Source organism: Streptomyces sp. 35G-GA-8, assembly GCF_023534745.1.
Classification (GTDB): domain Bacteria; phylum Actinomycetota; class Actinomycetes; order Streptomycetales; family Streptomycetaceae; genus Streptomyces.
This window is the reverse complement of record NZ_JAMHJQ010000021.1, coordinates 80,935-104,355: the sequence shown is the minus strand read 5'-3', so window position 1 is coordinate 104,355 and position 23,421 is coordinate 80,935. Positions and strand designations below refer to the sequence as shown.

Genomic DNA, 23,421 nt, shown 5'->3' with positions numbered 1-23,421 from the left:
CCCTCACCCCCGCACCCTGAGGAGCAGCACCGCCCGCGCCGGGACCGTGACCGTCGCTCCGCCCTCGTACACCGTGCCCGGCGCCTCCGTCTGCTCCTCCCGGGTGGTGTCCACCACCACCTCGTACGCGCGCGCCCAGGGGGCCCCCGGCAGCACGAACTCCACCGGCCGCCCGGCCGCGTGCAGGATGGTCAGGAAGCTGTCGTCCGTGATCTTCTCGCCGCGCGCGTCCCGGCCCGGGATGTCCCGCCCGGACAGGAAGAGCCCGAGCGTCGAGGCCGGCGCGTACCAGTCCTCCTCCGTCATCTCCGAGCCCCGACGGGTGAACCACGCCAGGTCGCGCAGCCCGTCCGGGGCCTGTGGACGGCCGGAGAAGAACGCGCGGCGGCGCAGCACGGGATGGGCGTGGCGCAGGGCGAGCAGCCGGGCGGTCAGTGCGTGCAGCCCCTGCCCGCCCGGGCTCTCCAGCAGCGACCAGTCCAGCCAGCTGACCGGGCCGTCCTGGCAGTACGCGTTGTTGTTGCCGCGCTGCGTACGGCCCATCTCGTCGCCCGCGACCAGCATCGGCACGCCCGTCGAGACCAGCAGGGTGGTGAGCAGATTGCGCGACTGCCGCCGGCGCAGGGCGTTGACCGCGGCGTCGTCCGTCTCGCCCTCCACTCCGCAGTTCCAGGCGCGGTTGTCATGCGTCCCGTCCCTGTTGCCCTCGCCGTTGGCCTCGTTGTGCTTCCGCTCGTACGACACCAGATCGCGCAGCGTGAAGCCGTCGTGCGCGGTGACGAAGTTGATCGAGGCGTACGGCCGCCGGCCGCCCCACGCGTACAGATCGCTGGACCCGGACAGCCGGTAGCCGAGATCCCGTACGTCGGGCAGGGCGCCGCGCCAGAAGTCCCGCACGGCGTCGCGGTAGCGGTCGTTCCACTCCGTCCACAGCGGCGGGAACGATCCGACCTGATAGCCGCCGTTGCCCACGTCCCAGGGCTCGGCGATCAGCTTCACCCGGCGCAGCACCGGGTCCTGGGCGATCACCGCGAGGAACGGCGAGAGCATGTCGACGTCGTGCATGGAGCGCGCCAGGGCCGCCGCCAGATCGAAGCGGAAGCCGTCGACGCCCATCTCCGTCACCCAGTAGCGCAGTGAGTCGGTGATCAGCCGCAGCACCTGGGGCTGGACCACATGGAGGGTGTTGCCGCAGCCCGTGTAGTCCGTATATCGGCGCGCGTCGGCCGGCAGCCGGTAGTAGCCGCGGTTGTCGATACCGCGCAGGGACAGGGTCGGCCCCTGCTCCCCGCCCTCCGCGGTGTGGTTGTAGACCACGTCGAGGATGACCTCTATCCCCGCGGCGTGCAGCGCCCGCACCATCTCCTTGAACTCCGCGACCTGCTGTCCCCGCGTGCCGCTCGCCGCGTAGCCCGAGTGCGGCGCGAAGTAGCCGATGGAGTTGTAGCCCCAGTAGTTGCGCAGCCCGCGCCGCAGCAGATGGTCCTCGTGCGCGAACTGGTGTACGGGCAGCAGCTCCACCGCCGTCACCCCGAGCCGCCGCAGATGGCCGATGGCCGCCGGATGCGCGAGCCCCGCGTACGTACCGCGCAGCTCCTCCGGGATCCCCGGGTGCAGTTGGGTGAAGCCCCGCACATGCAGCTCGTAGATGACCGAATCGGCCCAGGGCGTCTTGGGCCGGCGGTCGTCGGCCCACTCGTCGTCGGGCGCGCCGTCATGGACGACGACCCCCTTGGGGACGTACGGGGCGGAGTCGCGGCTGTCCCGTACGGTGTCGGCCACCTCCCGCTGCGGCCAGTCCCGTACATGGCCGTAGACCTCCGGGGGCAGCGCGAAGTCTCCGTCCACCGCGCGGGCGTACGGGTCGAGCAGCAGCTTCGCCGGATTCCAGCGGGCACCCGTCCAGGGGTCCCAGCGGCCGTGCACCCGGAATCCGTACCGCTGTCCCGGCCGGACGCCGGGCACGAAGCCGTGCCAGATCTCATGGGTCAGCTCGGTCAGCGACAGCCGGGTCTCGGCGCCGCTGTCGTCGAAGAGACAGACCTCGACCGCCTCGGCGCCGCCCGCCCAGAGCGCGAAGTTGGTGCCCGCCACGCCGTCGGGGCCCACTCGGTAGCGCGCCCCCAGCGGCGTCGGCGCGCCCGGCCAGACCACGGGCCCCGGGGCGGCGGGCTCGCGGCGGTGGCCGTTGCCCGCGACGCCGGGTCCGATGCCCGTTCCGGGGCCGGGCCCGACGCCCGTTCCGGGGCCGGCTCCGACGCCCGTTCCGATGCCCTTCGCCCCGCCCGCCTCCTTCCGCCTCTCCTGCACTGCCTTCTGCTCGGCTGCGCTCGCCACTGACCGGCCTCCCGCGGCTCGTCGGCCTCGCGGATCGGGCGCACGACGTCCCGGCCGTGGCTCCCCTCGCGTGGTCCTCCCACCTGTTCTGCCCGCAAGAGGGCCCGCCCTCACGTTTCCACCGGAGGGGCGTGGTCGTTGGGCGGGACGTGAGACACGTACTGAAGCGGACAGACCCCAAGCGGGCAGGGACCGGCGTGGCCGCCGTTCTGACATGGGCAGGACTGATGACCGGGCTGCTGGCCGGCCTGGCGGGATGCACGGGCACCGAGTCGTTCACAGAGGGCAAGTCGCGCGCTCCCGGGGACACGATCCGGATCACCCCCGAGGACGGGGCGAAGGGCATCGGCCGGTCCGACCCGATCGAGGTGCGGGTGCCGGACGGCCGGCTGGAGCGCGTCAAGGTCGTCCAGGTGGAGGACGCGCAACCCACCGAGCTGCGCGGACGGATCTCCGCGGACGGCCGGTCCTGGACACCGGAGAGCGGCGCGCGGATCGCGCTCGCCGCCAAGTACAGCGTCGACGCCGTGGCCGTGGACGCCGCGGGCCGCCGCTCGGCGCGCCACTCCACCTTCACGACGGCGGTCCCCACCGACCGGTTCATCGGCTACTTCTCCCCGGAGAACCGCGCCACCGTCGGCACCGGCATGATCATCTCCTTCGACTTCAACCGGAGGATCCAGGACCGCGAGGCCGTCGAGCGCGCCATCACCGTGACGGCGGACCCGCCGGTGGACATCGCCGGGCACTGGTTCGGCCACGACCGGCTCGACTTCCGGCCGCGCGAGTACTGGGAGCCGGGCACGGAGGTCACGATCGAGCTGGCCCTGCGGGACGTCCAGGCCGCGCCGGGGGTGTTCGGCATCCAGGAGAAGACCGTCGGCTTCACCATCGGCCGGTCCCAGGTCTCGGTGGTCGACGCCGAGGAGCACACCATGGAGGTACGGCGCGACGGTGAGCTGGTCTCGACCGTGCCGATCACCGCGGGCGCGGCCAAGACCACCACCTACAACGGGAAGATGGTGGTCACCGAGTTGTACGACGTCACCCGCATGAACGGCAGGACGGTCGGCTTCGGCGGTGAGTACGACATCAAGGACGTGCCGCACGCGGTACGGCTCACCACGTCCGGGACGTTTCTGCACGGCAACTACTGGGCGCCCGCCGACACGTTCGGCTCCCAGAACGTCAGCCATGGCTGTGTCGGCCTGCGGGACGTGAAGGGCGGCGGCCCCGACACCCCGGCCGGCTGGTTCTTCGACCGGACCCTGATCGGCGATGTCGTGCAGGTGGTCAACTCCCATGACCGTACGGTCGCTCCCGACAACGGTCTCGGTGGCTGGAACCTCGACTGGAAGCGGTGGAAGGCGGGTTCGGCCCTCACCGCCGGCTGAAGCCGCGAAGCCCCGACGTCGCGAAGCCCCGAAGCCGCGGCCGTCGTTGGCCAACTCCTCGGCGCGGCCCCCGGCCCCGGACGGGCCGGCCCCTCGTACGGCCCGTATGACCTGCGCCGTCCCGGCCTGTTGGGACGGAATGGTGACAGACGCGAGAGCACCGTAAGGCTCGCGGTGTGATTATCTGTCGCGAGCGCGTGCACTCGACGCGCGGGAGTGCGGGCCGTGGCGGGGCCAGGCCGTGCGAGGGGAGACGACCGAAGTGAATGGGCTGCCGATATCGGGGACATCGGCCGGGTCGGACCGGGCGCCGCTGGGCGAGAGCCCGGAGCGGCGAACGGAACGGCGAACGGGACGAAGGGGAAACGGCGGAACGGGGCTGCTGGCACTGATGCTCGGTGCGCTCCTCCTGGTCGTCACGGCGTGTGGCGGGGGCGGGGGTTCCGGCGCGGGCGACGGTGACAAGAACGGCGAGGGCGCGGGGAAGGTCGAGAACGCGGCGTCGGTGGCCGTCGTGACGATCGCCCCGAAGGACGAGGCGAAGGCCGTGGCGACCACGGGCGCCCTCAAGGTCTCGGCCGCCAAGGGCAAGCTGACCACGGTCACCGTCCAGGACGACAAGGGCAATCCGGTCGAGGGCAAGCTGACCGCCGACGGCACGGGCTGGGAGCCGCTCCAGCATCTGGCCGGCGCCACCAAGTACAAGGTGCACGCGATCGCCAAGGACGCCGAGGGCCGGGAGTCGGCCAAGGACACCACCTTCACCACGCTCGTCCCGAAGAACACCTTCATCGGCCACTACACGCCCGAGGACGGATCCACGGTCGGGGTCGGCATGCCGGTCTCGATCAACTTCACCCGGGGCATCACCGCGCCCGAGGCGGTGGAGAAGGCCATCACGGTCACGGCCGAGCCGTCCGTGCCGATCGAGGGCCACTGGTTCGGCAACGACCGCCTCGACTTCCGCCCCGAGAAGTACTGGGCGCCGGGTACGAAGGTGACCGTGAAGCTCAACCTGGACGGTGTCGAGGGCCGCCCCGGGGTCTACGGCGAGCAGGCGAAGTCCGTGCGGTTCACGATCGGCCGCAGCCAGGTCTCCACCGTCGACGCGAGCGCCAAGACGATGAAGGTCGTACGGGACGGCAAGCAGATCAAGAACATCCCGATCACCGCGGGCGCCCCGGCGACCACCACGTACAACGGTCAGATGGTCATCAGCGAGAAGTACGAGGTGACCAGGATGAACGGCGCGACGGTGGGCTTCGGCGGCGAGTACGACATCAAGGACGTGCCGCACGCGATGCGGCTGTCCACGTCGGGCACCTTCGTCCATGGCAACTACTGGGCTTCCGCGGGCACGTTCGGCTCCGCGAATGTCAGCCATGGCTGTGTCGGGCTGCGGGACATTCGCGGCGGCGGGAACAACGGCACCCCGTCGGCGTGGTTCTACAACTCCTCGCTCATCGGTGACGTGGTGATCGTGAAGAACTCGAAGGACAAGCAGATCGCCCCGGACAACGGCCTCAATGGCTGGAACATGTCCTGGTCGGAGTGGATCAAGTAGGACGTCCGTCGATTTCCACCACTTCCTCCCGGGAGATACGGGCCCGGTGCGCCGCGATCAGGCGCACTGGGCCCGTCCGCGTATCGGTGCCGGTTAGCGCCGGTTAACCTGCGCCCATGGCATTCGTGAATCTTGAGGTCTCCGGCGGCGTCGGCACGATCCGGCTCGACCGCCCTCCGATGAACGCACTCGACTCCTCCATCCAGGACCGGCTGCGCGAGCTGGCCGAGGAGGCGGGCCGGCGCGACGACGTACGGTCCGTGATCCTGTACGGCGGCGAGAAGGTCTTCGCGGCAGGCGCCGACATCAAGGAGATGCGGGGGTGGGACCACGCGGCGATGGTCGCGCGCTCCCGGGCGCTCCAGGAGTCGTTCACCGCCGTCGCCCGTATCCCCAAGCCCGTCGTCGCGGCGGTCACCGGCTACGCGCTGGGCGGCGGCTGCGAGCTGGCCCTCTGCGCGGACTTCCGGATCGCCGGGGCCAACGCCAAGCTCGGCCAGCCCGAGATCCTGCTCGGGCTGATCCCGGGCGCCGGCGGTACACAGCGGCTCGCGCGGCTGGTCGGCCCGTCCAAGGCCAAGGACCTCATCTTCACGGGCCGTCAGGTGAAGGCCGACGAGGCGCTGGCGATCGGGCTGGTCGACCGGGTGGTCCCGCCGGAGGAGGTGTACGAGCAGGCGCACGCCTGGGCCGCGAAGCTCGCCCAGGGGCCCGCGCTCGCACTGCGGGCCGCCAAGGAGTCGGTCGACGCGGGTCTGGAGACGGATCTGGAGACCGGTCTTACGATCGAACGCAATTGGTTCGCGGGCCTCTTCGCCACGGAGGACCGCGAGCGCGGCATGCGATCGTTCGTGGAGGACGGTCCCGGGAAGGCCAAGTTCCTCTGAAAGCAGCCCTGTTGGCCGGGAGCGGGGCGCGGCGTCAACCCGGCGCCCGGCTTAGCGCAACCTTAAGAGAACCTTAAGGTATTTACCGTGATCGCTCTTGGTGATCACCCCATTGCGGGTCGTTATCGCAGGTCAGTGAGTTGTGCAAGCTCAAGTTCTGCCCTTGGCATATGCCGTTCGCGCCCCCTGGAATGACTCATTCCGGGGGGTCGATTCACCCGGAACGGCCCCCGGGAGGGTTCAGGGCGGCCATGATGGGGGACATGGCGGGCCTGGAGGGTGTGGAGCAACCGCGGCAGCGCGGCGACGCTGCCGCCACGCGGTGGATACCGTCCGCCGATGACGAACAGGCGCTCAAGGCGCTGGAATTGTTCGGCAATCCGACGGAGGCGGAAGTCCGTCTGCCCTCCCGCCCCGAATCCGCCCTCGCCGCCCGCCGGATCACCCACTGTGTGGTGCTGAGGCAGTGGGCGCTCTCGCCGGGGACCGCCGAGCACGCCGTGCTGCTCGTCTCGGAACTCGTCGGCAACGCCGTACGGCACACCGGCGCCCGGGTCTTCGGGTTGCGGATGCTGCGCCGCCGCGGCTGGATCAGGATCGAGGTGCGGGACCCCTCGCGCGGGCTGCCGTGTCTGATGCCGGTGCACGAGATGGACACCAGCGGGCGCGGCCTCTTCCTGGTGGACAGGCTCTCCGACCGCTGGGGGGTGGATCTGCTGCCGCGCGGCAAGACCACCTGGTTCGAGATGCGGGTCTCCGACCGCCAGCTGCCCTGAAGGTGACGACCCGTACGTCCCGTTAAACGGGTCAATCGTCACCTTTCGCCCTCCTTCCCCCTTAAATGGGGGCGTGATCCCGATCGACCGTCGCAGTGCGCTGCGCGCCGGAGCCGGCGCGGCCGTGGCGGGCGCCCTCGCCACCGGCTGTACGGACAGCGCCCCCGCCACGCCCACCGGTTCGGCGTCCGGTCCGCCGCGCGGCTCGGACCCCGGATCGCCGCCAGGGCCGTCCGCCGGATCCAGCATCGGGAGCGGGCGGCCCGCCGCCCGTACCGCGCCCCAGCCACGCCGGTTCCCCGGGCAGGGCGCCGAGATCACGCATGGCCCCCGCGACCGCGCGCGGGTCGCCCTCACCTTCCACGGCCAGGGCGACCCCGCCACCGCCACGGCCGTGCTGGGGGAGGCGGAACGCGCCGGGGCCCGGATCACCGTCCTCGCCGTGGGCGGCTGGCTCGACGAGCATCCGGCCCTCGCCCGCCGGATCCTGGACGGCGGCCACGATCTCGGCAACCACACACTGCACCACATCGACATCTCCGAACTGGACGAGGCCGCGGCCTACGCGGAGATCACCGGCTGCGCCCAGCGGCTGCGCAGGCTCACCGGCTCCATCGGCAGCTGGTTCCGCCCCTCCCGAACCCAGCACGCCACCCCGCTCATCCTCCGGCTGGCACGGAAGGCGGGCTACCCGCACGTCCTGTCGTACGACGTCGACTCCCTCGACTTCACCTCGCCCGGCGCCGCGGCCGTCACCCGCACCGTCACCGGACAGATCCGCAACGGCTCAGTGGTGAGTCTGCACTTCGGCTACGCGGACACGGTCGCCGCGCTGCCCGCCCTCCTCGACGCACTGGAACGCCGCGGCCTGCGCGCGGTGACGACCACGGAGCTGCTGACCTGATGCTTCCCCCCACTCCACGGACCACAGGGCGGCCCGCCCCGATTCCCCCGCGGGCCGCCGAGCGGATCACCAGACGGACCACCGCCCTGCTGGGGGCCGCCGCCCTCGCCCTGCTCGCGAGCTGCGCGAGCCCGGACACCGAGCAGCCGGAGCGGAAGGCGACCAAGGCCGCCGCCCGGCCCGTCGTGCCCGAGCGGAGCGTGCCGGCCGGACTGCCGGGCATGCCACCCGTACTCGACCCCAAGGACATCTACGCCGCCGACCGGCCCGGCATGTTCTCGCCCATCGTGAAGGGCTTCCCGTCCCGGGTGTATGTGCCCAACACCCACTCCGACACGGTCTCGGTGATCGACCCCGCGACATACAAGGTCATCGAGACCATCGACGTCGGCAGACAGCCGCAGCACGTCGTGCCCTCCTGGGACCTGAAGACCCTCTGGGTCAACAACAACCGCGGCCATACGCTCACTCCGATCGACCCCGCCACCGGAAAGGCGGGCGAGCCGGTCGACGTACACGATCCGTACAACCTCTACTTCACGCCCAACGGCAGATACGCCATCGTCATGGCCTCGCTCGACCGCCAGCTGGTCTTCCGCGATCCGCACACCATGAGGGTGAAGAAGACCGAGCCGGTCACCTGCGCGGGCGTCAACCACGCCGACTTCTCGGCGGACGGCCGGTACTTCATCGTCTCGTGCGAGTTCTCCGGTGAACTCCTCAAGGTCGACACGGAGCGGATGAAGGTCATCGCCCAGCAGAAGCTGCCCTTCCAGGGAGCCATGCCGCAGGACGTGAAGATCTCGCCGGACGGCAGGACGTTCTACATCGCCGACATGATGGCGCACGGCGTGTGGGTGCTGAACGGCGAGAAGTTCACCACCCCGAAGCTGCTGCCGACGGGCGAGGGCTGCCACGGCCTGTATGTCAGCCGGGATTCCAAGGAGATGTACATCTCCAACCGAGGCGAGGGCACCATCTCCGTCTTCGACTTCGCGAAGAACAAGCTGGCGAAGAAGTGGCATCTGCCGGACGGCGGCAGCCCCGACATGGGCGGCGTCTCGGCAAACGGCAAGGTCCTGTGGCTGGCGGGGCGTTACGACTCCGAGGTGTACGCGATCGACACACGCAGCGGTAAGCAGATCGCCCGGATCCCGGTCGGCGGCGGCCCGCACGGACTGGCGGTCTACCCGCAGCCCGGCCGCTACTCGCTGGGGCACACGGGAGTCTTCCGCTGACGCGGAGTTGACGTCGGGCGGACGCCAACTCGTACGTGTGCGGGCAAGGTTGTGGACCGACACGCCCCTGAACGGGTGACGGTCCACGGCCTGCCGCCGTACAGCGTGGAGGGTGCACCCCATGATCACTCCTCGTTCGCGGCGGCGCGCCGCCGCCGTCGCCCTGTCCGTCACCGCCGTCCTGATCCCGGCCTCCGCCACCGAGGCCGCGTCCACGGCGACCCGGACCTCCGCCGGGGCCGCCCCGGTCACGTCCTCCCCGGTCGCGTCCGCCCCTGTCACGTCCGCCCCCGTCACGTCCGCCCCCGCGCGCGCCGCTTCCTTCAAGGCCGCGGAGAGCTGTCCCCGCGTCAGCGACCCGATCTTCGCCGCGGCGGACCGTACGGTCGAGGTGGAGCGGATCACCCCGGCGCCCGCGTGGCGCACCGACTGCCGGCAGCTCTACCGCGCCGACAGCCGGAAGCCGGAGGTGATCTTCGAGCAGGGCTTCCATCCGAAGGCGCCGGTGGACGGGCAGTACGACGTGGAGAAGTACGTCCTGGTCAACCAGCCCTCGCCGTATGTCTCCACCAGCTATGACCACGACCTGTACAAGCAGTGGTACAAGAGCGGATTCAACTACTACATCGACGCCCCCGGCGGTATCGACGTCAACAAGACGATCGGCGACACCCACAAGTGGGCCGCCCAGGCGGAGGTTGCCTTCCCCGGCGGGATCTCGCGGGAGCGGATCGTCGGTGTCTGCCCGGTCGACAAGGTGAAGAAGACCGAGATCATGTCGGAGTGCCTGGACAATCCGCACTACCAGCCGTGGCGCGGCTGACCGGCGCCGCCAGGTGGCCGGCCGGCCCGGCCTTCCTCGGAACGCCCGCACAGCGCGGGCGTTCCTTGGTGTCGGGGGTCGGGCGTTGGGCGTCCGGTGACCCGCGTGCGCCGGGCCTGTGACGGGCTACCTCCCCGGGCTGCCGCCGTTCGGGTGAACGTGTACGGATAATCTGACCCCGTTAGTACGGCAATACGAAGGGGCGGAACAGTGGCGGACATTGACGACGCGCGCAAGGCGTTCGAGCGGTTCGACGCGAACGGCGACGGGCTCATCACGGCGGCGGAGTACAAGAGCGTGATGGCGCAGCTCGGCGACTTCCATGTGACCGAGACCGTGGCGCAGGCCGTGATCAACGCTCACGACGGGAACGGTGACGGGCTGCTGACGTTCGACGAGTTCCTGGCCTCGCGCAAGAGCTGACCCGGGCACGCGGCGGTGCGGGGCGGGCGCGGCCGGGACGACCCGGGCCATCAGCCGCACGCCCCGCTCGCGTTGCCGCAGGACGCGCCGGGCAGAGAAGATCAAGCGGTGATATATCCGGGTTCGTCCGTTGAAGAAGCCACCGGCTCGGCCGGCCGCAGGGCCGCCCTGATAGCCGGCGGCGTCCTGTTCGCCGCGCTGGTCGTCCTGCTCGGCGCGGGCATCGCCTCGCGCGGGACCGGCGAGCTGCGCATACCCGGCGCGGGCGGTACCACCGCGCTGCGGGTCGCCGTCTTCGCCGGGCTCGCACTCCACCTCGGCGAGCTGGCCGGAGCCCGGCTCGCCGGTACCGGACCCGTACCACGCGGCTGGGCGCTCGCCGCCGCGCTGACCGGGGCGGCTGCCTCGGCCGGACAGATCATCCTGCTCGCGTCCGTGAGCGGCCTCGACATCACCGCGGTGTACGGCACCGTCGAGGGCCGTCTGTTGCTCTTCATGGCCAACGGCTTTCTGCTGGCGGCCGGCTGTGTCGCCCTGAACCGCCCCCTGGCGGCCCTCGCGCCCCTGGCCGTGGTCGTCGGCGCGGAGGCCCTGCGGGCGCACCCGGAGCCGTACACCCCGATGCTGGGCACCGCCCTCACCGTCGTCCATCTGACCGCGGCCTCGCTGTGGACCGGCGGGCTGCTGTACGTACTGCGCACGATGTGGCTGCGCCGGAGCGATCCGGCCGATGCCCGCCAGGTGCTCGCCCGTTACGCCCGGCTCGCCGGCTGGCTCTTCGCCGCGCTCGTCGCGACCGGAACGCTCTCCACCCTGCGCAGGCTCCCGGTCGACGTCGTGATCAGCACGGCGTACGGCCGGGTGCTCATCGCCAAACTGCTGCTGGTCGCGGTCGTGAGCGCACTCGCCCTGACCGCCAGACGGCGGCTGCGCGGCGGCGCGGACGCGGGGCCGCCAGCACGTGCCGAACTGGCCGTGCTGGCGGTGATCGTCCTGCTGTCGGCGATCCTGACGGTGGTCCCCGACCCGCACTGGCTCAGCACCCGCTGACGGGCTGTCCGGTCCGTCAGGCGTCGAAGCGATGGCGGGAGGCCTCGATATGGCCGAGGTATCGATGGGTCCAGTCGCACATTCCGTCGACCGTCTGCCGCAGCCCCCGGCCCGGCTCGGTCAGGGTGTACTCGACCCGCGGCGGCACGGTGGGGTGCACGGTCCGCTCGACCAGCCCGTTGCGCTCCAGCATGCGCAGGTTCTGGGTGAGCATCTTGTGGCTGATGCCCTCGATCTCCTGGCACAACTCGCTGAAGCGCAGGGTGTGGTCACCGAGGGATTCGATGATCAGCAACGCCCACTTGTTGGCGACGTCCGAGAAGATCTCCCGCGCCAGGGAGTCCGCGCGCGTCAGGTCGGCTTCGTCGGGCGAGCCCGTGTACTGCTTGGTCACCATCAGGTTCCCCAGTCACCGAAAAGTGCGTTCTTCCATGTCAGCGTTCACTCTCCTACGGTTCTCAAGTAACCACAAGAGACCACGGGCCGTCGGGCTCGTGACAAGGAGGCGGGCGGCATGGCCATCACCCTGGTAGATCCCAGCGGGTTGCCGAAGATCGATGTCTACCGGCAGGTGTCGATCGCGACCGGATCGAAGCTGGTCTTCATCGCCGGGCAGGTCGCCTGGGACGCCGAGGGGAAGACGGTCGGCGACGGCGACCTCGCCGCCCAGGTCGAGCGGTGCTACCTCAACATCGGCACGGCGCTGGCCGAGGTCGGGGGCTCCTTCGACGATGTGGCGAAGCTGACCGTGTACGTCGTCGACTGGACCCCCGACAAGATGCCCCTGTTCCTGGAGGGGGTCGCCCGCGCGTCCGCGAAGCTGGGCACCACCCCCGTACCGCCGGGCACGCTGCTGGGCGTCGCGGCACTGGACGTGCCCGCCCATCTGGTCGAGGTCGAGGCCACCGCGGTCATCGACTGAACATCCGCCCGGCGGGACGTTCTCCGGCCCCGGGCACGGCGTTGGCCCTCGCGACCGCGGTCGGGTCACGAGGGCCAACGCCTTGCCGGGGCCGGGGCCAGGGCTTACTTGATGTGGACGAGGCCGTCGGTGGTGATGGTGGGCCGGCCGCTGGTACCGACCACGACGATCTTGACGGTGTGCTTGGCGCTGCTGGACCAGGTCTTGGTCCAGATCGCGTCCCGGTACAGGGTGGCGGCGGACTTCAGGTCGACCGTGGCGACCTTGGCGCCGTCGACATAGACGTATGCCTGGCCGGAGCCGGAGGCGCGGGAGACCACCCAGGCGGCGGAGCGGCCGGTGAAGGTCCAGGTGAGACTGGCGTTCTTGGCGGCGCTGGAGTAGGACTTGCCGCCCAGATAGCTGGTGGAGGAGCGGGTGGTCCAGCTGCCGGACTTGACGGCTGAGCTCTCCTGGAGGATCACGGGGGTGTACGAGGGGGAGGACGTGCGGTAGTTGCCGGCGTAGTCGTAGGCCCGCATCGACCAGGTGGTGGCGGTGCCCGACGTGGCGGTCCGGTTGGAACTCGTGGTGGTCGGGCCGAAGGTGGCCGTGGCCGGGGAGAGCAGGCTCACCTGGCGCAGAGCCTTGTCATCCGCGGCCTTCCAGCCGAGGGTGACCGGGACGGCGGTGGTGTTGACGGTGCCGGTGCGCAGGGAGAGCGTCGGGTTGGTGGTGAAGGTCGGTGCGGTCGTCTCCGCCACGACGTTCAGCGCGGCACTGGTGGCGGTCTTTCCCGACTGGTGTACCGCCCGCACGGCGACGGTGTGACTGCCCAGGGCCAGGGTGGCGCCGGCGGAGGTGGCGGCTCCCGAGGTGGTGGCGGCGACCTTGCCGTCGACCAGCAGCTCGAAGCTCTTGATGAGCGCGGCCGGCGTGGTCGCCGTCCACTTCACGGTGATGGCGCCCTTGGTGTAGTACGTCGAGCCCGAGAGGGCCGCGCCGTCGACCGAGGTGGCCTTGAGACCCTGCACCGGGCCGGCCGCCAGGGCGCGGATCGCCGGCAGCTGGGCGTAGAGGGAACCGCCGGGGCACTGGGTGTTGTAGCCGTCACGGTGGCTGGTGATCCGAGGGAAGGCGTAGGTGCTGCCCGCGGTGAAGCTGGTGCCGAAGTAGTTCTTCTGGGTGGCGCCGGCGGTGAGCTGGGTGGTCCCGGCCGGGTCGGCGCCGTACTGGCCGAGCTTCCACGCCGCCACGCGGGCGATGGAGGCCAGCGCGGCGCTGGAGGCGTTGGTGGACGTGTAGTCGCCGAGGACGGAGATGCCCGTGGACTCCCGGTTCCAGCCGTAGGCGTGAGCACCGAGCACCGGCAGGTCGACACCGCCCTTGCGGCCCTCGAAGAGGGTGCCGCACTTGTCGACGAAGAAGTTGTAGCCGATGTCCTTCCAGCCGTTGACCTGTACGTGGTACGCGTGGATGCCCCGCACGATCGACGCCGAGTCGGCGCAGGAGTAGTCGTTGGTCCCGGCGGTGTGGTGGACGAACACGGACTTCACGTCCGCGTTGTACTCCGGTGCGTCGGGGCTGATCGACTCATCCGCGCCCCAGCCTGCGCGCGAGGTGATCGGTGGCCTGGGCACGGTGGACGGCGGCGCCGTGGGCGTGGCGGAGGCGGACGGGCTCGGGGACGCGCTCGCGCTCGCGGACGCGCTCGCCGAAGCCGAAGCCGGGGGCGAGGGCGGAGTTGAGGCCGAATCCGAAGCCGAAGTCGAAGGATCCGGCGACGGGGAGTCGGTGGCGCCGGGTGTCTCCGCCACGAACGCGGCCGGTTCGGCCACATCGGCACCGGCCTTCATCTCGGCGGTGGTCGCGACCCCGGGGTCGACCAGGTTGACCTGGAGCCCCTTGGGCAGGCCGGAGCTGGTGGTGCCGTCCTCGTCGACGACCTGGACCTGCACGCCGTCGGAGGGGCCGACCCACAGCGGCTCGGACGCGCCGCGCGCGTCCGGGCCGGCCTCAGGGGCCGCCACCGGGTTGACACTCGCGCCAAGATCCCGCCAGGCGGTCCACTCGCCGGTCTCGCTGCTGCGGGTACGCACCTCGGCGGTGCCGTGCAACTTCTTGGCGGCACCGGTCCAGGAGACGCCGAGCAGCGAGAACTGCTGGGTGTCCGTGTTCGGCAGCTCCCGCTTGCCGCTCGCGGTGCTCTTCAGCGTCAGGTCGTAGACCTTCACCGGCCGCTTGGCCCCGCCCTGTGCGCCGGGTTGGCCGGCCGGGTCGGCGACGGCATAGGTCACCACGCCCCCGCCCCCCAGCACCACCGCACCGAGCGTCAGCCACGCCCGTCGCTTCAGGCTCAGTGGTTTGTAGGCATGCGATGTACGACGACTCAAGATGTATCCACCCCAAAGCGGGCCGGAAAGGCCGCGGAAGAAAGTCAGAAGAAAGTCACGTGGGGCACATACGTCACACGCATGACCCATTCCTCCAGCGCACGCCGGTCGGGAATCGTCACGGCCGCGGGGAGAAGAGTGACGGCGATCACTCCGCGGTCGGATCGGGTCCCGACGGGGCGACACGAACATGGTCTAGTACGGACTGGCATCGCCGCGGGCGGTGCGGGCGGACCGGCGTCGGTTCGAAGTGCTGGAAGGGGCAGAGCGGTGGCAACACTTTCAGAGATACAGGCCCTGTTGGGTGAACCCCGGTTCAACTGGGTGGATCCGGCACCATGGATCGAACTGGAGCGGGAACTCGGCACTGAATTCCCCGCGGACTTCCGAGAGATCGTGAACGCCTACGGCTCGATCGAGATCAATGGGCAGTTGTATCTGAAGCACCCCGCCAGTCATCTTCTGCACGACCTGGGAAGAACCATCAAGGAGGGTCTCGAACTCTGGCGCGACGAGGACATGGCGGAGTTCTTGCCCGGTCCGGTAGGGGGAGCCCCCGGGGAATTGGTGCCAGTGGCGACGGCCACGACGGGCGAGGCGATTTTCCTTCGCGTTCCCGACGACGCCTCGTCGCCCTGGCGTGTGCTGGTCCAGGAGTTCGACAGTCCCGCGTGGACGCTTTATGAGATGACGTTCGGCGAGTGGTTGCTGGCTTATCTCAAGGGCAGAGACGTGACGCTGTGTTCTCGCAACTTCGCGCCCGACGGCCCGTTCTTCGCATTCCTGCCCTGAGGACGAACGCGGCGGTTTCCCCTGTCGTCATGACAGGGGAAACCACCGGTGCTCAGGGGCGCTACTCGGTGATCGTCACCGTCATCCGGCGTCCGGGAGGACATGGAGCGTGGGGGCGCTGCCGTAGAACAGGCCCGTGACGGCGAAGAGGCGGTTCTCGTCCGGGGCCCAGGCGAGGCCGTCGCGCTGGAGGTCGTTCACCACGTACTGGTGGAGCGACGGCCAAGTGGAGTCCGGGCCGTAGGTTTTCACGAAGTCGTTGACCGCGCCGGTCGCCACCGTTCCGTCGGCCGCCACGGCCACCGCGTTCGGGAACTGCCAGCTGGAGTAGAAGCCGTTCGACGACAGGTCCGACAGGCGGACGATCTGGTGATCGGACGGGTTGTTCGCCGCTACGACGATGTTCTGGCCGTCCGCCGTCACCGCGAAGTCGTTGAGGAACGCGATCGACGGCGACGAGGAGAAGCGGCGCTCGGCGCGCTTGTGCAGGCCGCCGCTCGCCGTGTCGTAGACCGCCAGGGAGGCCGGGCTGACGCCCTCCTCGCCCGCCACCAGCACGTTCGGGTCGGCGGGGGACGACGCCAGGGTTGGGGCGTCGTACCAGTACCGGCCACTGGGGACGAGCGTCGCCGCCGGGGCCGGGGAGGCCACGTCGAGCGAGCCGATGCCGCCGCTGCTGCCGACCGTGTAGCCGAACCACAGCGTGCCGCCCGCCATCGCCAGGGTCTGGGGCGAGGTGTCCGCGCCGGTCGGGTAGCGGTTGGTCTCGGTCAGGGTGGCGGTGTCGATCTCGGCGATCGCGCCGACCGCCGACAGGGCCACGTACAGCTTGCTGGAATCCGCCGAGAGCACGAGGCCCGCGGCCCCCTCCTCGGCGGTGATCTGCCGGACGACCGAGCCCGCGTAGTCGGTGACGACGATGCTGCCGCCGGCCGGGTCGCTGACGAACACCCGGTCGTGCACTCCGTCGACGACGATGTCCCGGAACGAGGCGCTGGGCAGCGCCACACTTGTCTCCTCGGCCGCGGCCGGCACCGTCCCCGCCCCGATCAGGGTCAGCGAGCCGATCAGTGCCACTGCCACCGCGGTGGCGGTGCGTTTGTGGATGCGCAAGTGGAAAGAACCTCCTTGGAGTTGGGGATCGTTATTGACCCCCCGTTCAAAGAGCGCAGGGCGATCGGCATGTGTCACTGGGAGCGCGGTGCTACTTGTCCTTGTTGTTGTTCCCGCCCTTGTTCCCGTTGTTGTCAGGCGCGTTGTCGGCCGCCTTGTTCGGCTTCTCGACGGTGGGGCCGCCCTTGGTGTTCCCCACCGCCTTGCCCGAGTTCCCGCCCTTCTCGGCCTGGGCCAACCGATCCGCGCAGTAGGCGGTGACGTTCTCCGCACCGCCCGCGGCCGTGATCAGCCGTTGCCAGGCCGTGGAGTTCACCGCGTTGCCCCGGCCCCTGACCGACTCGTACGCGCGGCAGTGGGCCTCGGTGTCCTTGGCCGTTGCCGGGCGGCCGGAATCGGCGGAGGCGCGGGGCGCACCGGACTTCGTCGCGTCCGGCTCCGCGGTGGAGCGTTTCGGGGCGCTCGGCGACGGACGCTGTCGTTCGCGGACCTTGTCCTTCCGGTCTGCGGCAGGGGCGTCCGAGCCCGCGCCGACGCCCGCGACCGCGACGCCGCCCAAGGTCAGGCCGGTGACGAGCAGGGCGATGGTGGCTTTCAACGAGCGCCGTGTCCCCCCGTGCTTCCTCGGCCGCCAGTCGTCCCACCGCCGGGTCCGCGCGTCCTCGTGCGTTCCCGCGTCACGGGCGGCGCGGAACGCGGCCGTCGCGCGCTGCTCGGCCTCCGCGGTCGTGTCGTCCTCGATCAGCGCGCGGGCCAGCAGCGGCTCCAGTACGTCGCCCTCGGCCTCGTCCGCGCTGCCGTGCGCACGGCTTCCGGGGTATGTGCGCCGACGGCCCCACGTTCTGCCGTAGCTCTGTCGATCACCCATGCCCGTGCCCATTCCTGCCCGACGACGGTTCGGTCCGTTGTTGTCTCTGGCGCCGTGATAGTTCATGTCGACTGACCCAGCGTGTGACGATTCTCTTCCGTCACAGCGGCGGCTCCGAGCTGGCGTGCGAGACGTCTCAGCCCTCGGTACGCGGCGGTGCGCACCGCACCGGGCCGCTTGCCGAGGACACGAGCGGCGGCGGGGCCGTCGAGACCGACGACGACGCGCAGGAGCACGGCCTCGGCCTGGTCGCGCGGCAGCGAGCTGACCAGAGCCAGGGCCTGCGCGGTGGAGAGCGACTCCAGGGCCTGGTCATGAGTGGTGTGCGGATCGGGCAGCTCGACGAGTACGTCCTGTTCGAGGATGACAGGCTGGGGACGTACCCGCCGGCGGCGCAGATGGTCGAGGGCCCGGTGCCGGGCGATGGTCGCCGTCCAGCCGCGGAAACCGGCTCCGTCCCCTTTGAACCGTCCCAGGTCACGGGCGATCTCCAGCCAGGCGTCCGAGGCCACGTCCTCGGCGTCGTCACCGACGAGCCCCCGCAGATAACCGAGCAGTCCCGGCTGTACGAGCCGGTAGGCGGAGGCGAAAGCCGCTTCGTCGCCGTCCTGGGCCCGCGCCACGGCCGCGCCCAGCTCCTCGTCGTACGCCCGTGTGTGCCTGGGCTCCCTTCCGTGGCCCAAAACTGTCCCCGTTCGCACCGAGTTCGTAGCACTTCGCGCCGTGCGACACGGTTCGGCCGTGTCCACGCCCCGTGATCATCAGGCCGCCGCCTGCCGGGCCCTCCCATGGAGCATCAGGTAGAAGATCTGCAGCGACTCCCCGGGACCACCCACCTCGAAGCGGTTGAGGACCTTGCCGAGGGGGTTCCAGACACGACCGTCGGGCATACGCACCCCGACGGGCTGGCCGAAGTAGGCGCGCTGGGCGGCGTCGAAGTCCACCCACACCGCTCCGGCGCGCCGCACCAGCACCTCACCGACGTACGCCCCGAGGCTGAGAAGCGCGTCGCGCACCCGCTCCCGGTCGGCCCCGCCCTTGCGGAGCCCGTCGACCAGGAAGTCGACGATACGCAGACTGCGCACGGAGTAGTCGAGCGGGATCCGGTGCCGGGCGATGACGCGGGCGACGAAGACCGTCGCGTACGGACGCATCTCGCCCGCGCGCGGCACATGTTCGTCCACTGTGTCCATGAGTCCCACCCTTCGCTCGTTTCGGGGGAACTCCCAGCGCGGCTCCCCCAGTTGCTCAAGCGGATGCCGCACCGTGAACATCACGGGTCATGGGTGTGTCCATCGACACACGGCGAACTCGTCGACCGCGTACAACCTTTGTGGGCCTGAGGCCGTCAGCACTCGATGATGTTCACCGCGAGACCGCCGCGGGCCGTCTCCTTGTACTTGACCGACATGTCCGCGCCCGTCTCCTTCATGGTCTTGATGACCTTGTCCAGGGAGACCTTGTGGCTGCCGTCGCCGCGCAGCGCCATCTTCGCCGCCGTGACCGCCTTCACCGCCGCCATGCCGTTCCGTTCGATGCATGGGATCTGGACCAGGCCGCCGACCGGGTCGCAGGTCAGGCCCAGGTTGTGTTCCATGCCGATCTCGGCCGCGTTCTCGACCTGTTCCGCGCTGCCGCCCAGGACCTCCGCGAGGGCGCCCGCGGCCATGGAGCAGGCCGAGCCGACCTCGCCCTGGCAGCCGACCTCGGCGCCGGAGATGGAGGCGTTCTCCTTGAAGAGCATGCCGATGGCGCCCGCGGCGAGCAGGAAGCGGACGACGTTCTCGTCCTTCTCCTCCGCCGTGGCGCCGCCGGCCGCGAAGTTCATGTAGTAGTGCAGTACGGCCGGGATGATGCCCGCCGCGCCGTTGGTGGGGGCGGTGACGACACGGCCGCCCGCGGCGTTCTCCTCGTTCACGGCCATCGCGTAGAGCGTGACCCACTCCATGGCGTGCGCCTGCGGGTCGCCCTCGGCGCGCAGCTGGCGTGCCGAATGGGCCGCGCGGCGGCGGACCTTGAGGCCGCCGGGCAGGATGCCCTCGCGGGCCATCCCGCGCGAGACGCACGCCTGCATGACGCGCCAGATCTCCAGCAGGCCGGTGCGGATCTCGTCCTCCGTGCGCCAGGCCTTCTCGTTCTCCAGCATCAGCGCGGAGATCGACAGACCGGTGTCGGACGACAGCCGCAGCAGCTCGTCGCCGGTGCGGAAGGGGTACTTCAGCACGGTGTCGTCGAGCTTGATCCGGTCCTCGCCGACGGCGTCCTCGTCCACGACGAAGCCGCCGCCCACCGAGTAGTACGTCTTCTCCAGAAGCACGGCGCCGGCCGCGTCGTACGCGAAGACCGTCATGCCGTTGGCGTGGTACGGCAGGGTCTTGCGGCGGTGCAGGACCAGGTCCTTGTCGGCGTCGAAGGCGATCTCGTGCATGCCGAGCACATTGAGCCGGCCGCTCTCGCGGATACGTTCCGCCTGGCCGTCCGCGCTCTCCACGTCGACGGTGCGCGGTGAGTTGCCCTCCAGGCCGAGGAGAACGGCCTTGGGGGTGCCGTGGCCATGGCCGGTCGCGCCGAGCGAGCCGTACAGCTCGGCCCGGATCGAGACGGTGTGGGCGATCAGGCCCTCGTTCTTGAGCCGGCGCGCGAACATCCGCGCCGCGCGCATCGGACCGACCGTATGGGAGCTGGACGGGCCGATTCCGATCGAGAACAGGTCGAAGACCGAGATGGCCACGGGGAACTCCTTGCTGGTTGGTAGACGCCGTTGTCTGCCGGGGTGGTGCAGAGATGACGGTGACACGCGGGGGAACGTGGTGCGGGGCACCGCGCCGCACGGTCCAGTGTGCGCGGTGCCCCGTAACTCAGGCCGTACGGATGGCTACAGGCCCGGGTACAGCGGGTGCTTCTCGGCGAGCGCGGTGACCCGGCCGGCCAGCGCCTCGCGGTCGAAGGAGGGCTTCAGGGCCGCCGCGATGATCTCGGCGACCTCGGTGAAGTCCTCGGTGGTGAAGCCGCGGGTGGCGAGCGCGGGCGTACCGATCCGCAGGCCCGAGGTGACCATCGGGGGGCGCGGGTCGTTCGGGACGGCGTTGCGGTTGACGGTGATGCCGATCTCATGGAGCCGGTCCTCGGCCTGTTGGCCGTCCAGCTCCGAGTCACGCAGATCGACGAGCACGAGGTGCACGTCCGTACCGCCGGAGAGCACGGAGACGCCCACCTCGGTGACGTCCGGCCGGCCCAGCCGCTCGGCGAGGATCCGGGCGCCGTCCAGGGTGCGCTGCTGGCGCTCCTTGAACTCGTCCGTGGCCGCCACCTTGAAGGAGACCGCCTTGCCCGCGATGACATGCTCCAGCGGGCCGCCCTGCTGGCCGGGGAAGACCGCGGAGTTGATCTTCTTCGCCAGCTCCTTGGTGGAGAGGATCACACCGCCGCGCGGACCGCCGAGGGTCTTGTGCGTGGTGGTCGTGACGACATGCGCGTGCGGCACCGGGTTGGGGTGCAGGCCCGCGGCGACCAGCCCGGCGAAGTGCGCCATGTCCACCATCAGATACGCGCCGACCTCGTCCGCGATCCGGCGGAAGGCCGCGAAGTCCAGCCGGCGGGGGTACGCCGACCAGCCGGCCACGATCAGCTTCGGACGGGACTCCTTGGCCAGCCGCTCGACCTCGGCCATGTCGACCTGGCCGGTCTTGTCGTCGACGTGGTACGCGACGACGTTGTAGAGCTTGCCGGAGAAGTTGATCTTCATGCCGTGGGTGAGGTGCCCGCCGTGCGCGAGGTTCAGACCCATGATCGTGTCGCCGGGGGAGAGCAGCGCGAACATCGCCGCCGCGTTCGCCTGGGCGCCGGAGTGCGGCTGTACGTTCGCGTGCTCGGCGCCGAAGAGCGCCTTCACCCGGTCGATGGCGATCTGCTCGATCACATCGACATGCTCACAGCCGCCGTAGTAGCGGCGGCCGGGGTAGCCCTCGGCGTACTTGTTCGTCAGCACGGAGCCCTGCGCCTCCATGACCGCGACCGGAGCGAAGTTCTCCGAGGCGATCATTTCGAGCGTGGACTGCTGGCGGTGGAGTTCGGCGTCGACAGCGGCGGCGACGTCGGGGTCGAGCTCATGGAGCGAGGCGTTCAGAAGCGACTTCGAAGACATCACGGTCCCTGGGGTCTCAGTTGCCGGAAAACTCTGTGTACTCATCGGCGGTGAGCAGGTCGTCGGGCTCCTGCGTGACACGTACCTTGAACAGCCAGCCGCCCTCGAACGGGGCGGAGTTCACCAGTGAGGGGTCGTCCACGACGTCCTGGTTCCGCTCGGTGACCTCGCCGGTCACCGGGGCGTACAGATCGCTGACGGACTTGGTGGACTCCAGCTCCCCGCAGGTCTCGCCCGCGGTCACCGTCTCACCGACCTCAGGAAGCTGGGCGTACACGACATCGCCGAGGGCGTTCGCCGCGTACTCCGTGATGCCGACCGTCGACACACCGTCCTCGGTGGCCGTCAGCCACTCGTGCTCCTTGCTGTAGCGCAGCTGCTGGGGGTTGCTCATGATCTGAATTCTCCTGTACGCGGGGGTGTGGTGCGGAACAGCTGTCTTACGGACCGAGACGGCGCCCGGGTCGCGGACACGACCGAGGGGTGTGCTGACGTCCGTATCACTTCTGGCGCTTGTAGAACGGCAGCGCCACGACCTCGTACGGCTCGTGGGAGCCGCGGATGTCGACGCCGACGCCCGCCGTGCCGGGCGCGGCGTGCGAGGCGTCCACGTACGCCATGGCGATCGGCCTGCTCAGGGTCGGGGAGGGGGCGCCCGAGGTGACCTCGCCGATGACGGCGCCGTCCGCGACCACCTGGTACCCGGCGCGCGGGACCCGGCGGCCCTCGGCGATCAGGCCGACGAGCTTGCGGGGCGGGGCGGACGCGGCGCGCTCGGCGGCGGCCCGAAGGGCCTCGCGGCCGACGAAGGCGCCGCCGTTCGAGGTCTTCTCGAACTTCACGACCCGGCCGAGGCCGGCGTCGAACGGGGTCAGCGCGGTGGACAGCTCGTTCCCGTACAGCGGCATGCCGGCCTCGAGACGGAGGGTGTCGCGGCAGGACAGCCCGCAGGGCACCAGCCCGACGCTCTCGCCGGCCTCGGTCAGCGCCTGCCACAGCCCCTCGGCGTACCGGGGCTCGACGAACAGCTCGAAGCCGTCCTCGCCGGTGTAGCCGGTACGCGCGATCAGCGCGGGGACACCGGCGACGGTGCCGGGCAGGCCCGCGTAGTACTTGAGCCCGTCCAGATCGGCGTCGGTCAGCGACTTCAGGATGCCCGGGGACTCGGGGCCCTGGACCGCCAGCAGCGCGTACGCGTCCCGGTCGTCGCGTACGGCCGCGTCGAACCCCTCGGCGCGGGCGGTCAGCGCGTCCAGCACGGTCTGGGCGTTGGAGGCGTTGGCGACGACCATGAAGGTGTCCTCGCCGAGGCGGTAGACGATCAGGTCGTCCAGGATTCCGCCGTCCTCCTGGCAGATCATGGTGTAGCGGGCGCGGCCCACGGCGACGGCGCCGATATTGCCGACCAGCGCGTAGTCGAGGAGGTCACCGGCCGCCGGTCCCGAGACGGTGATCTCACCCATGTGGGAGAGGTCGAACAGACCCGCGCGGGTGCGGACGGCCTGGTGCTCGTCGCGCTCGCTCGCGTACCGCAGCGGCATGTCCCAGCCCGCGAAGTCGGTCATGGTCGCGCCCAGCGCGCGGTGCGTGGCGTCGAGGGCGGTGAGACGCGGGGCTCCAGGGGCGCCCGGGGCGGTGGCGGGGGCGCCGGAGGTGCCGGGCGTGCTGGTGCCGCTCGAGGGGACATGGCTCATCGGTGTGACTCCCAGGGCATGACGGCGAGGACGATCCTCCCCATCTGTCATCGGAACCTGAGAGGTTCATCACGGCCACCCGTATCAAAGAGAGTGGTCATGACTTGCACCTTGGGTGGA

The 23,421-nt window shown here is 70.4% G+C and carries 22 protein-coding genes; 11 read left to right on the top strand and 11 right to left on the bottom strand.

Annotated elements, in window-relative coordinates; all coding sequences use genetic code 11:
• Positions 1-3: 3 nt before the first annotated feature.
• Positions 4-2,211 carry a glycogen debranching protein GlgX gene (glgX, locus tag M1203_RS34830; RefSeq protein WP_374404738.1) on the bottom strand — a complete coding sequence of 736 codons (2,208 nt, stop codon included), beginning with the start codon at positions 2,209-2,211 and terminating at the stop codon, positions 4-6.
• Between the two features lie 353 nt (positions 2,212-2,564).
• On the opposite strand from glgX, the gene M1203_RS34825 reads away from it, so the two are divergent.
• The 9 genes from M1203_RS34825 (at position 2,565) to M1203_RS34785 (ending at position 11,396) form a co-directional block, all read left to right on the top strand.
• Complete coding sequence (locus M1203_RS34825) at positions 2,565-3,731, top strand: Ig-like domain-containing protein (protein ID WP_249953874.1); 1,167 nt, start codon at positions 2,565-2,567, stop codon at positions 3,729-3,731.
• A gap of 262 nt (positions 3,732-3,993) precedes the next feature.
• Complete coding sequence (locus M1203_RS34820; protein ID WP_374404725.1) at positions 3,994-5,295, top strand: Ig-like domain-containing protein; 1,302 nt, start codon at positions 3,994-3,996, stop codon at positions 5,293-5,295.
• Between the two features lie 116 nt (positions 5,296-5,411).
• A complete protein-coding gene (locus M1203_RS34815; protein ID WP_249953847.1) occupies positions 5,412-6,182 on the top strand; it encodes an enoyl-CoA hydratase/isomerase family protein in 771 nt (256 codons plus the stop codon).
• A gap of 251 nt (positions 6,183-6,433) precedes the next feature.
• Positions 6,434-6,958: an ATP-binding protein gene (locus M1203_RS34810; protein ID WP_249953846.1), complete on the top strand. Its 525-nt coding sequence runs from the start codon at positions 6,434-6,436 to the stop codon at positions 6,956-6,958.
• A gap of 73 nt (positions 6,959-7,031) precedes the next feature.
• Positions 7,032-7,862, top strand: coding sequence for a polysaccharide deacetylase family protein (locus tag M1203_RS34805; RefSeq protein WP_249953845.1), 831 nt, complete (start codon positions 7,032-7,034; stop codon positions 7,860-7,862).
• Positions 7,862-9,100 (top strand): YncE family protein, encoded by a 1,239-nt coding sequence (locus tag M1203_RS34800; protein ID WP_249953844.1) that lies wholly within the window; start codon positions 7,862-7,864, stop codon positions 9,098-9,100. The genes M1203_RS34805 and M1203_RS34800 overlap by 1 nt, the downstream gene beginning before the upstream one ends.
• 121 nt (positions 9,101-9,221) lie before the next feature.
• A complete protein-coding gene (locus M1203_RS34795; protein WP_249953843.1) occupies positions 9,222-9,923 on the top strand; it encodes an ADP-ribosyltransferase in 702 nt (233 codons plus the stop codon).
• A gap of 210 nt (positions 9,924-10,133) precedes the next feature.
• On the top strand, positions 10,134-10,346 hold the full coding sequence (locus M1203_RS34790; RefSeq protein WP_249953842.1) for an EF-hand domain-containing protein: 213 nt from the start codon (positions 10,134-10,136) through the stop codon (positions 10,344-10,346).
• A gap of 108 nt (positions 10,347-10,454) precedes the next feature.
• The gene (locus M1203_RS34785) at positions 10,455-11,396 is read left to right on the top strand and encodes a CopD family protein (RefSeq protein ID WP_374404721.1); all 942 of its coding nucleotides are present in this window, start codon (positions 10,455-10,457) and stop codon (positions 11,394-11,396) included.
• A 16-nt stretch (positions 11,397-11,412) separates the two neighbouring features.
• Here M1203_RS34785 and M1203_RS34780 read toward each other — a convergent pair whose 3' ends face one another.
• Complete coding sequence (locus M1203_RS34780; protein ID WP_249953841.1) at positions 11,413-11,793, bottom strand: helix-turn-helix domain-containing protein; 381 nt, start codon at positions 11,791-11,793, stop codon at positions 11,413-11,415.
• A 117-nt stretch (positions 11,794-11,910) separates the two neighbouring features.
• On the opposite strand from M1203_RS34780, the gene M1203_RS34775 reads away from it, so the two are divergent.
• Positions 11,911-12,318 (top strand): RidA family protein, encoded by a 408-nt coding sequence (locus tag M1203_RS34775; RefSeq protein ID WP_249953840.1) that lies wholly within the window; start codon positions 11,911-11,913, stop codon positions 12,316-12,318.
• A gap of 104 nt (positions 12,319-12,422) precedes the next feature.
• Here M1203_RS34775 and M1203_RS34770 read toward each other — a convergent pair whose 3' ends face one another.
• Entirely contained in the window at positions 12,423-14,651 is a 2,229-nt protein-coding gene (locus M1203_RS34770) for a peptidoglycan recognition protein (protein WP_249953872.1), read from the bottom strand.
• Positions 14,652-14,960: 309 nt separating this feature from the next.
• Here M1203_RS34770 and M1203_RS34765 point away from each other — a divergent pair, with 309 nt between their 5' ends.
• Positions 14,961-15,482: an SMI1/KNR4 family protein gene (locus tag M1203_RS34765; RefSeq protein ID WP_249953839.1), complete on the top strand. Its 522-nt coding sequence runs from the start codon at positions 14,961-14,963 to the stop codon at positions 15,480-15,482.
• Between the two features lie 81 nt (positions 15,483-15,563).
• Here the strand turns inward: M1203_RS34765 and M1203_RS34760 are convergent, their stop codons facing one another.
• The 8 genes from M1203_RS34760 to gcvT form a co-directional block, all read right to left on the bottom strand.
• Complete coding sequence (locus M1203_RS34760) at positions 15,564-16,595, bottom strand: YncE family protein (RefSeq protein ID WP_249953838.1); 1,032 nt, start codon at positions 16,593-16,595, stop codon at positions 15,564-15,566.
• A gap of 91 nt (positions 16,596-16,686) precedes the next feature.
• Positions 16,687-17,463 (bottom strand): hypothetical protein, encoded by a 777-nt coding sequence (locus tag M1203_RS34755; RefSeq protein WP_249953837.1) that lies wholly within the window; start codon positions 17,461-17,463, stop codon positions 16,687-16,689.
• Positions 17,464-17,525: 62 nt separating this feature from the next.
• The gene (locus tag M1203_RS34750; RefSeq protein ID WP_249953836.1) at positions 17,526-18,146 is read right to left on the bottom strand and encodes an RNA polymerase sigma factor; all 621 of its coding nucleotides are present in this window, start codon (positions 18,144-18,146) and stop codon (positions 17,526-17,528) included.
• Between the two features lie 78 nt (positions 18,147-18,224).
• A complete protein-coding gene (locus M1203_RS34745) occupies positions 18,225-18,656 on the bottom strand; it encodes a hypothetical protein (protein WP_249953835.1) in 432 nt (143 codons plus the stop codon).
• Positions 18,657-18,811: 155 nt separating this feature from the next.
• On the bottom strand, positions 18,812-20,194 hold the full coding sequence (locus M1203_RS34740) for an L-serine ammonia-lyase (protein WP_249953834.1): 1,383 nt from the start codon (positions 20,192-20,194) through the stop codon (positions 18,812-18,814).
• A 144-nt stretch (positions 20,195-20,338) separates the two neighbouring features.
• Positions 20,339-21,607, bottom strand: coding sequence for a serine hydroxymethyltransferase (gene glyA, locus M1203_RS34735; protein ID WP_249953833.1), 1,269 nt, complete (start codon positions 21,605-21,607; stop codon positions 20,339-20,341).
• Positions 21,608-21,623: 16 nt separating this feature from the next.
• Positions 21,624-22,001 carry a glycine cleavage system protein GcvH gene (gene gcvH / locus M1203_RS34730; RefSeq protein ID WP_249953832.1) on the bottom strand — a complete coding sequence of 126 codons (378 nt, stop codon included), beginning with the start codon at positions 21,999-22,001 and terminating at the stop codon, positions 21,624-21,626.
• Between the two features lie 106 nt (positions 22,002-22,107).
• On the bottom strand, positions 22,108-23,301 hold the full coding sequence (gene gcvT, locus M1203_RS34725; protein ID WP_283959353.1) for a glycine cleavage system aminomethyltransferase GcvT: 1,194 nt from the start codon (positions 23,299-23,301) through the stop codon (positions 22,108-22,110).
• Between the last annotated feature and the right edge of the window lie 120 nt (positions 23,302-23,421).

What these genes read in the sequence shown, in the direction of transcription:
- M1203_RS34800 (WP_249953844.1), top strand. Translation starts at nt 7,862, where the DNA reads ATGCTTCCCCCCACTCCACGGACCACAGGGCGGCCCGCCCCGATTCCC.
- M1203_RS34815 (WP_249953847.1), top strand. Translation starts at nt 5,412, where the DNA reads ATGGCATTCGTGAATCTTGAGGTCTCCGGCGGCGTCGGCACGATCCGG.
- M1203_RS34755 (WP_249953837.1), bottom strand. Translation starts at nt 17,463, where the DNA reads ATGGGTGATCGACAGAGCTACGGCAGAACGTGGGGCCGTCGGCGCACA.
- M1203_RS34810 (WP_249953846.1), top strand. Translation starts at nt 6,434, where the DNA reads ATGATGGGGGACATGGCGGGCCTGGAGGGTGTGGAGCAACCGCGGCAG.
- M1203_RS34825 (WP_249953874.1), top strand. Translation starts at nt 2,565, where the DNA reads ATGACCGGGCTGCTGGCCGGCCTGGCGGGATGCACGGGCACCGAGTCG.
- gcvT (WP_283959353.1), bottom strand. Translation starts at nt 23,301, where the DNA reads ATGAGCCATGTCCCCTCGAGCGGCACCAGCACGCCCGGCACCTCCGGC.
- M1203_RS34775 (WP_249953840.1), top strand. Translation starts at nt 11,911, where the DNA reads ATGGCCATCACCCTGGTAGATCCCAGCGGGTTGCCGAAGATCGATGTC.
- glyA (WP_249953833.1), bottom strand. Translation starts at nt 21,607, where the DNA reads ATGTCTTCGAAGTCGCTTCTGAACGCCTCGCTCCATGAGCTCGACCCC.
- gcvH (WP_249953832.1), bottom strand. Translation starts at nt 22,001, where the DNA reads ATGAGCAACCCCCAGCAGCTGCGCTACAGCAAGGAGCACGAGTGGCTG.
- M1203_RS34795 (WP_249953843.1), top strand. Translation starts at nt 9,222, where the DNA reads ATGATCACTCCTCGTTCGCGGCGGCGCGCCGCCGCCGTCGCCCTGTCC.
- M1203_RS34780 (WP_249953841.1), bottom strand. Translation starts at nt 11,793, where the DNA reads ATGGTGACCAAGCAGTACACGGGCTCGCCCGACGAAGCCGACCTGACG.
- M1203_RS34745 (WP_249953835.1), bottom strand. Translation starts at nt 18,656, where the DNA reads ATGGACACAGTGGACGAACATGTGCCGCGCGCGGGCGAGATGCGTCCG.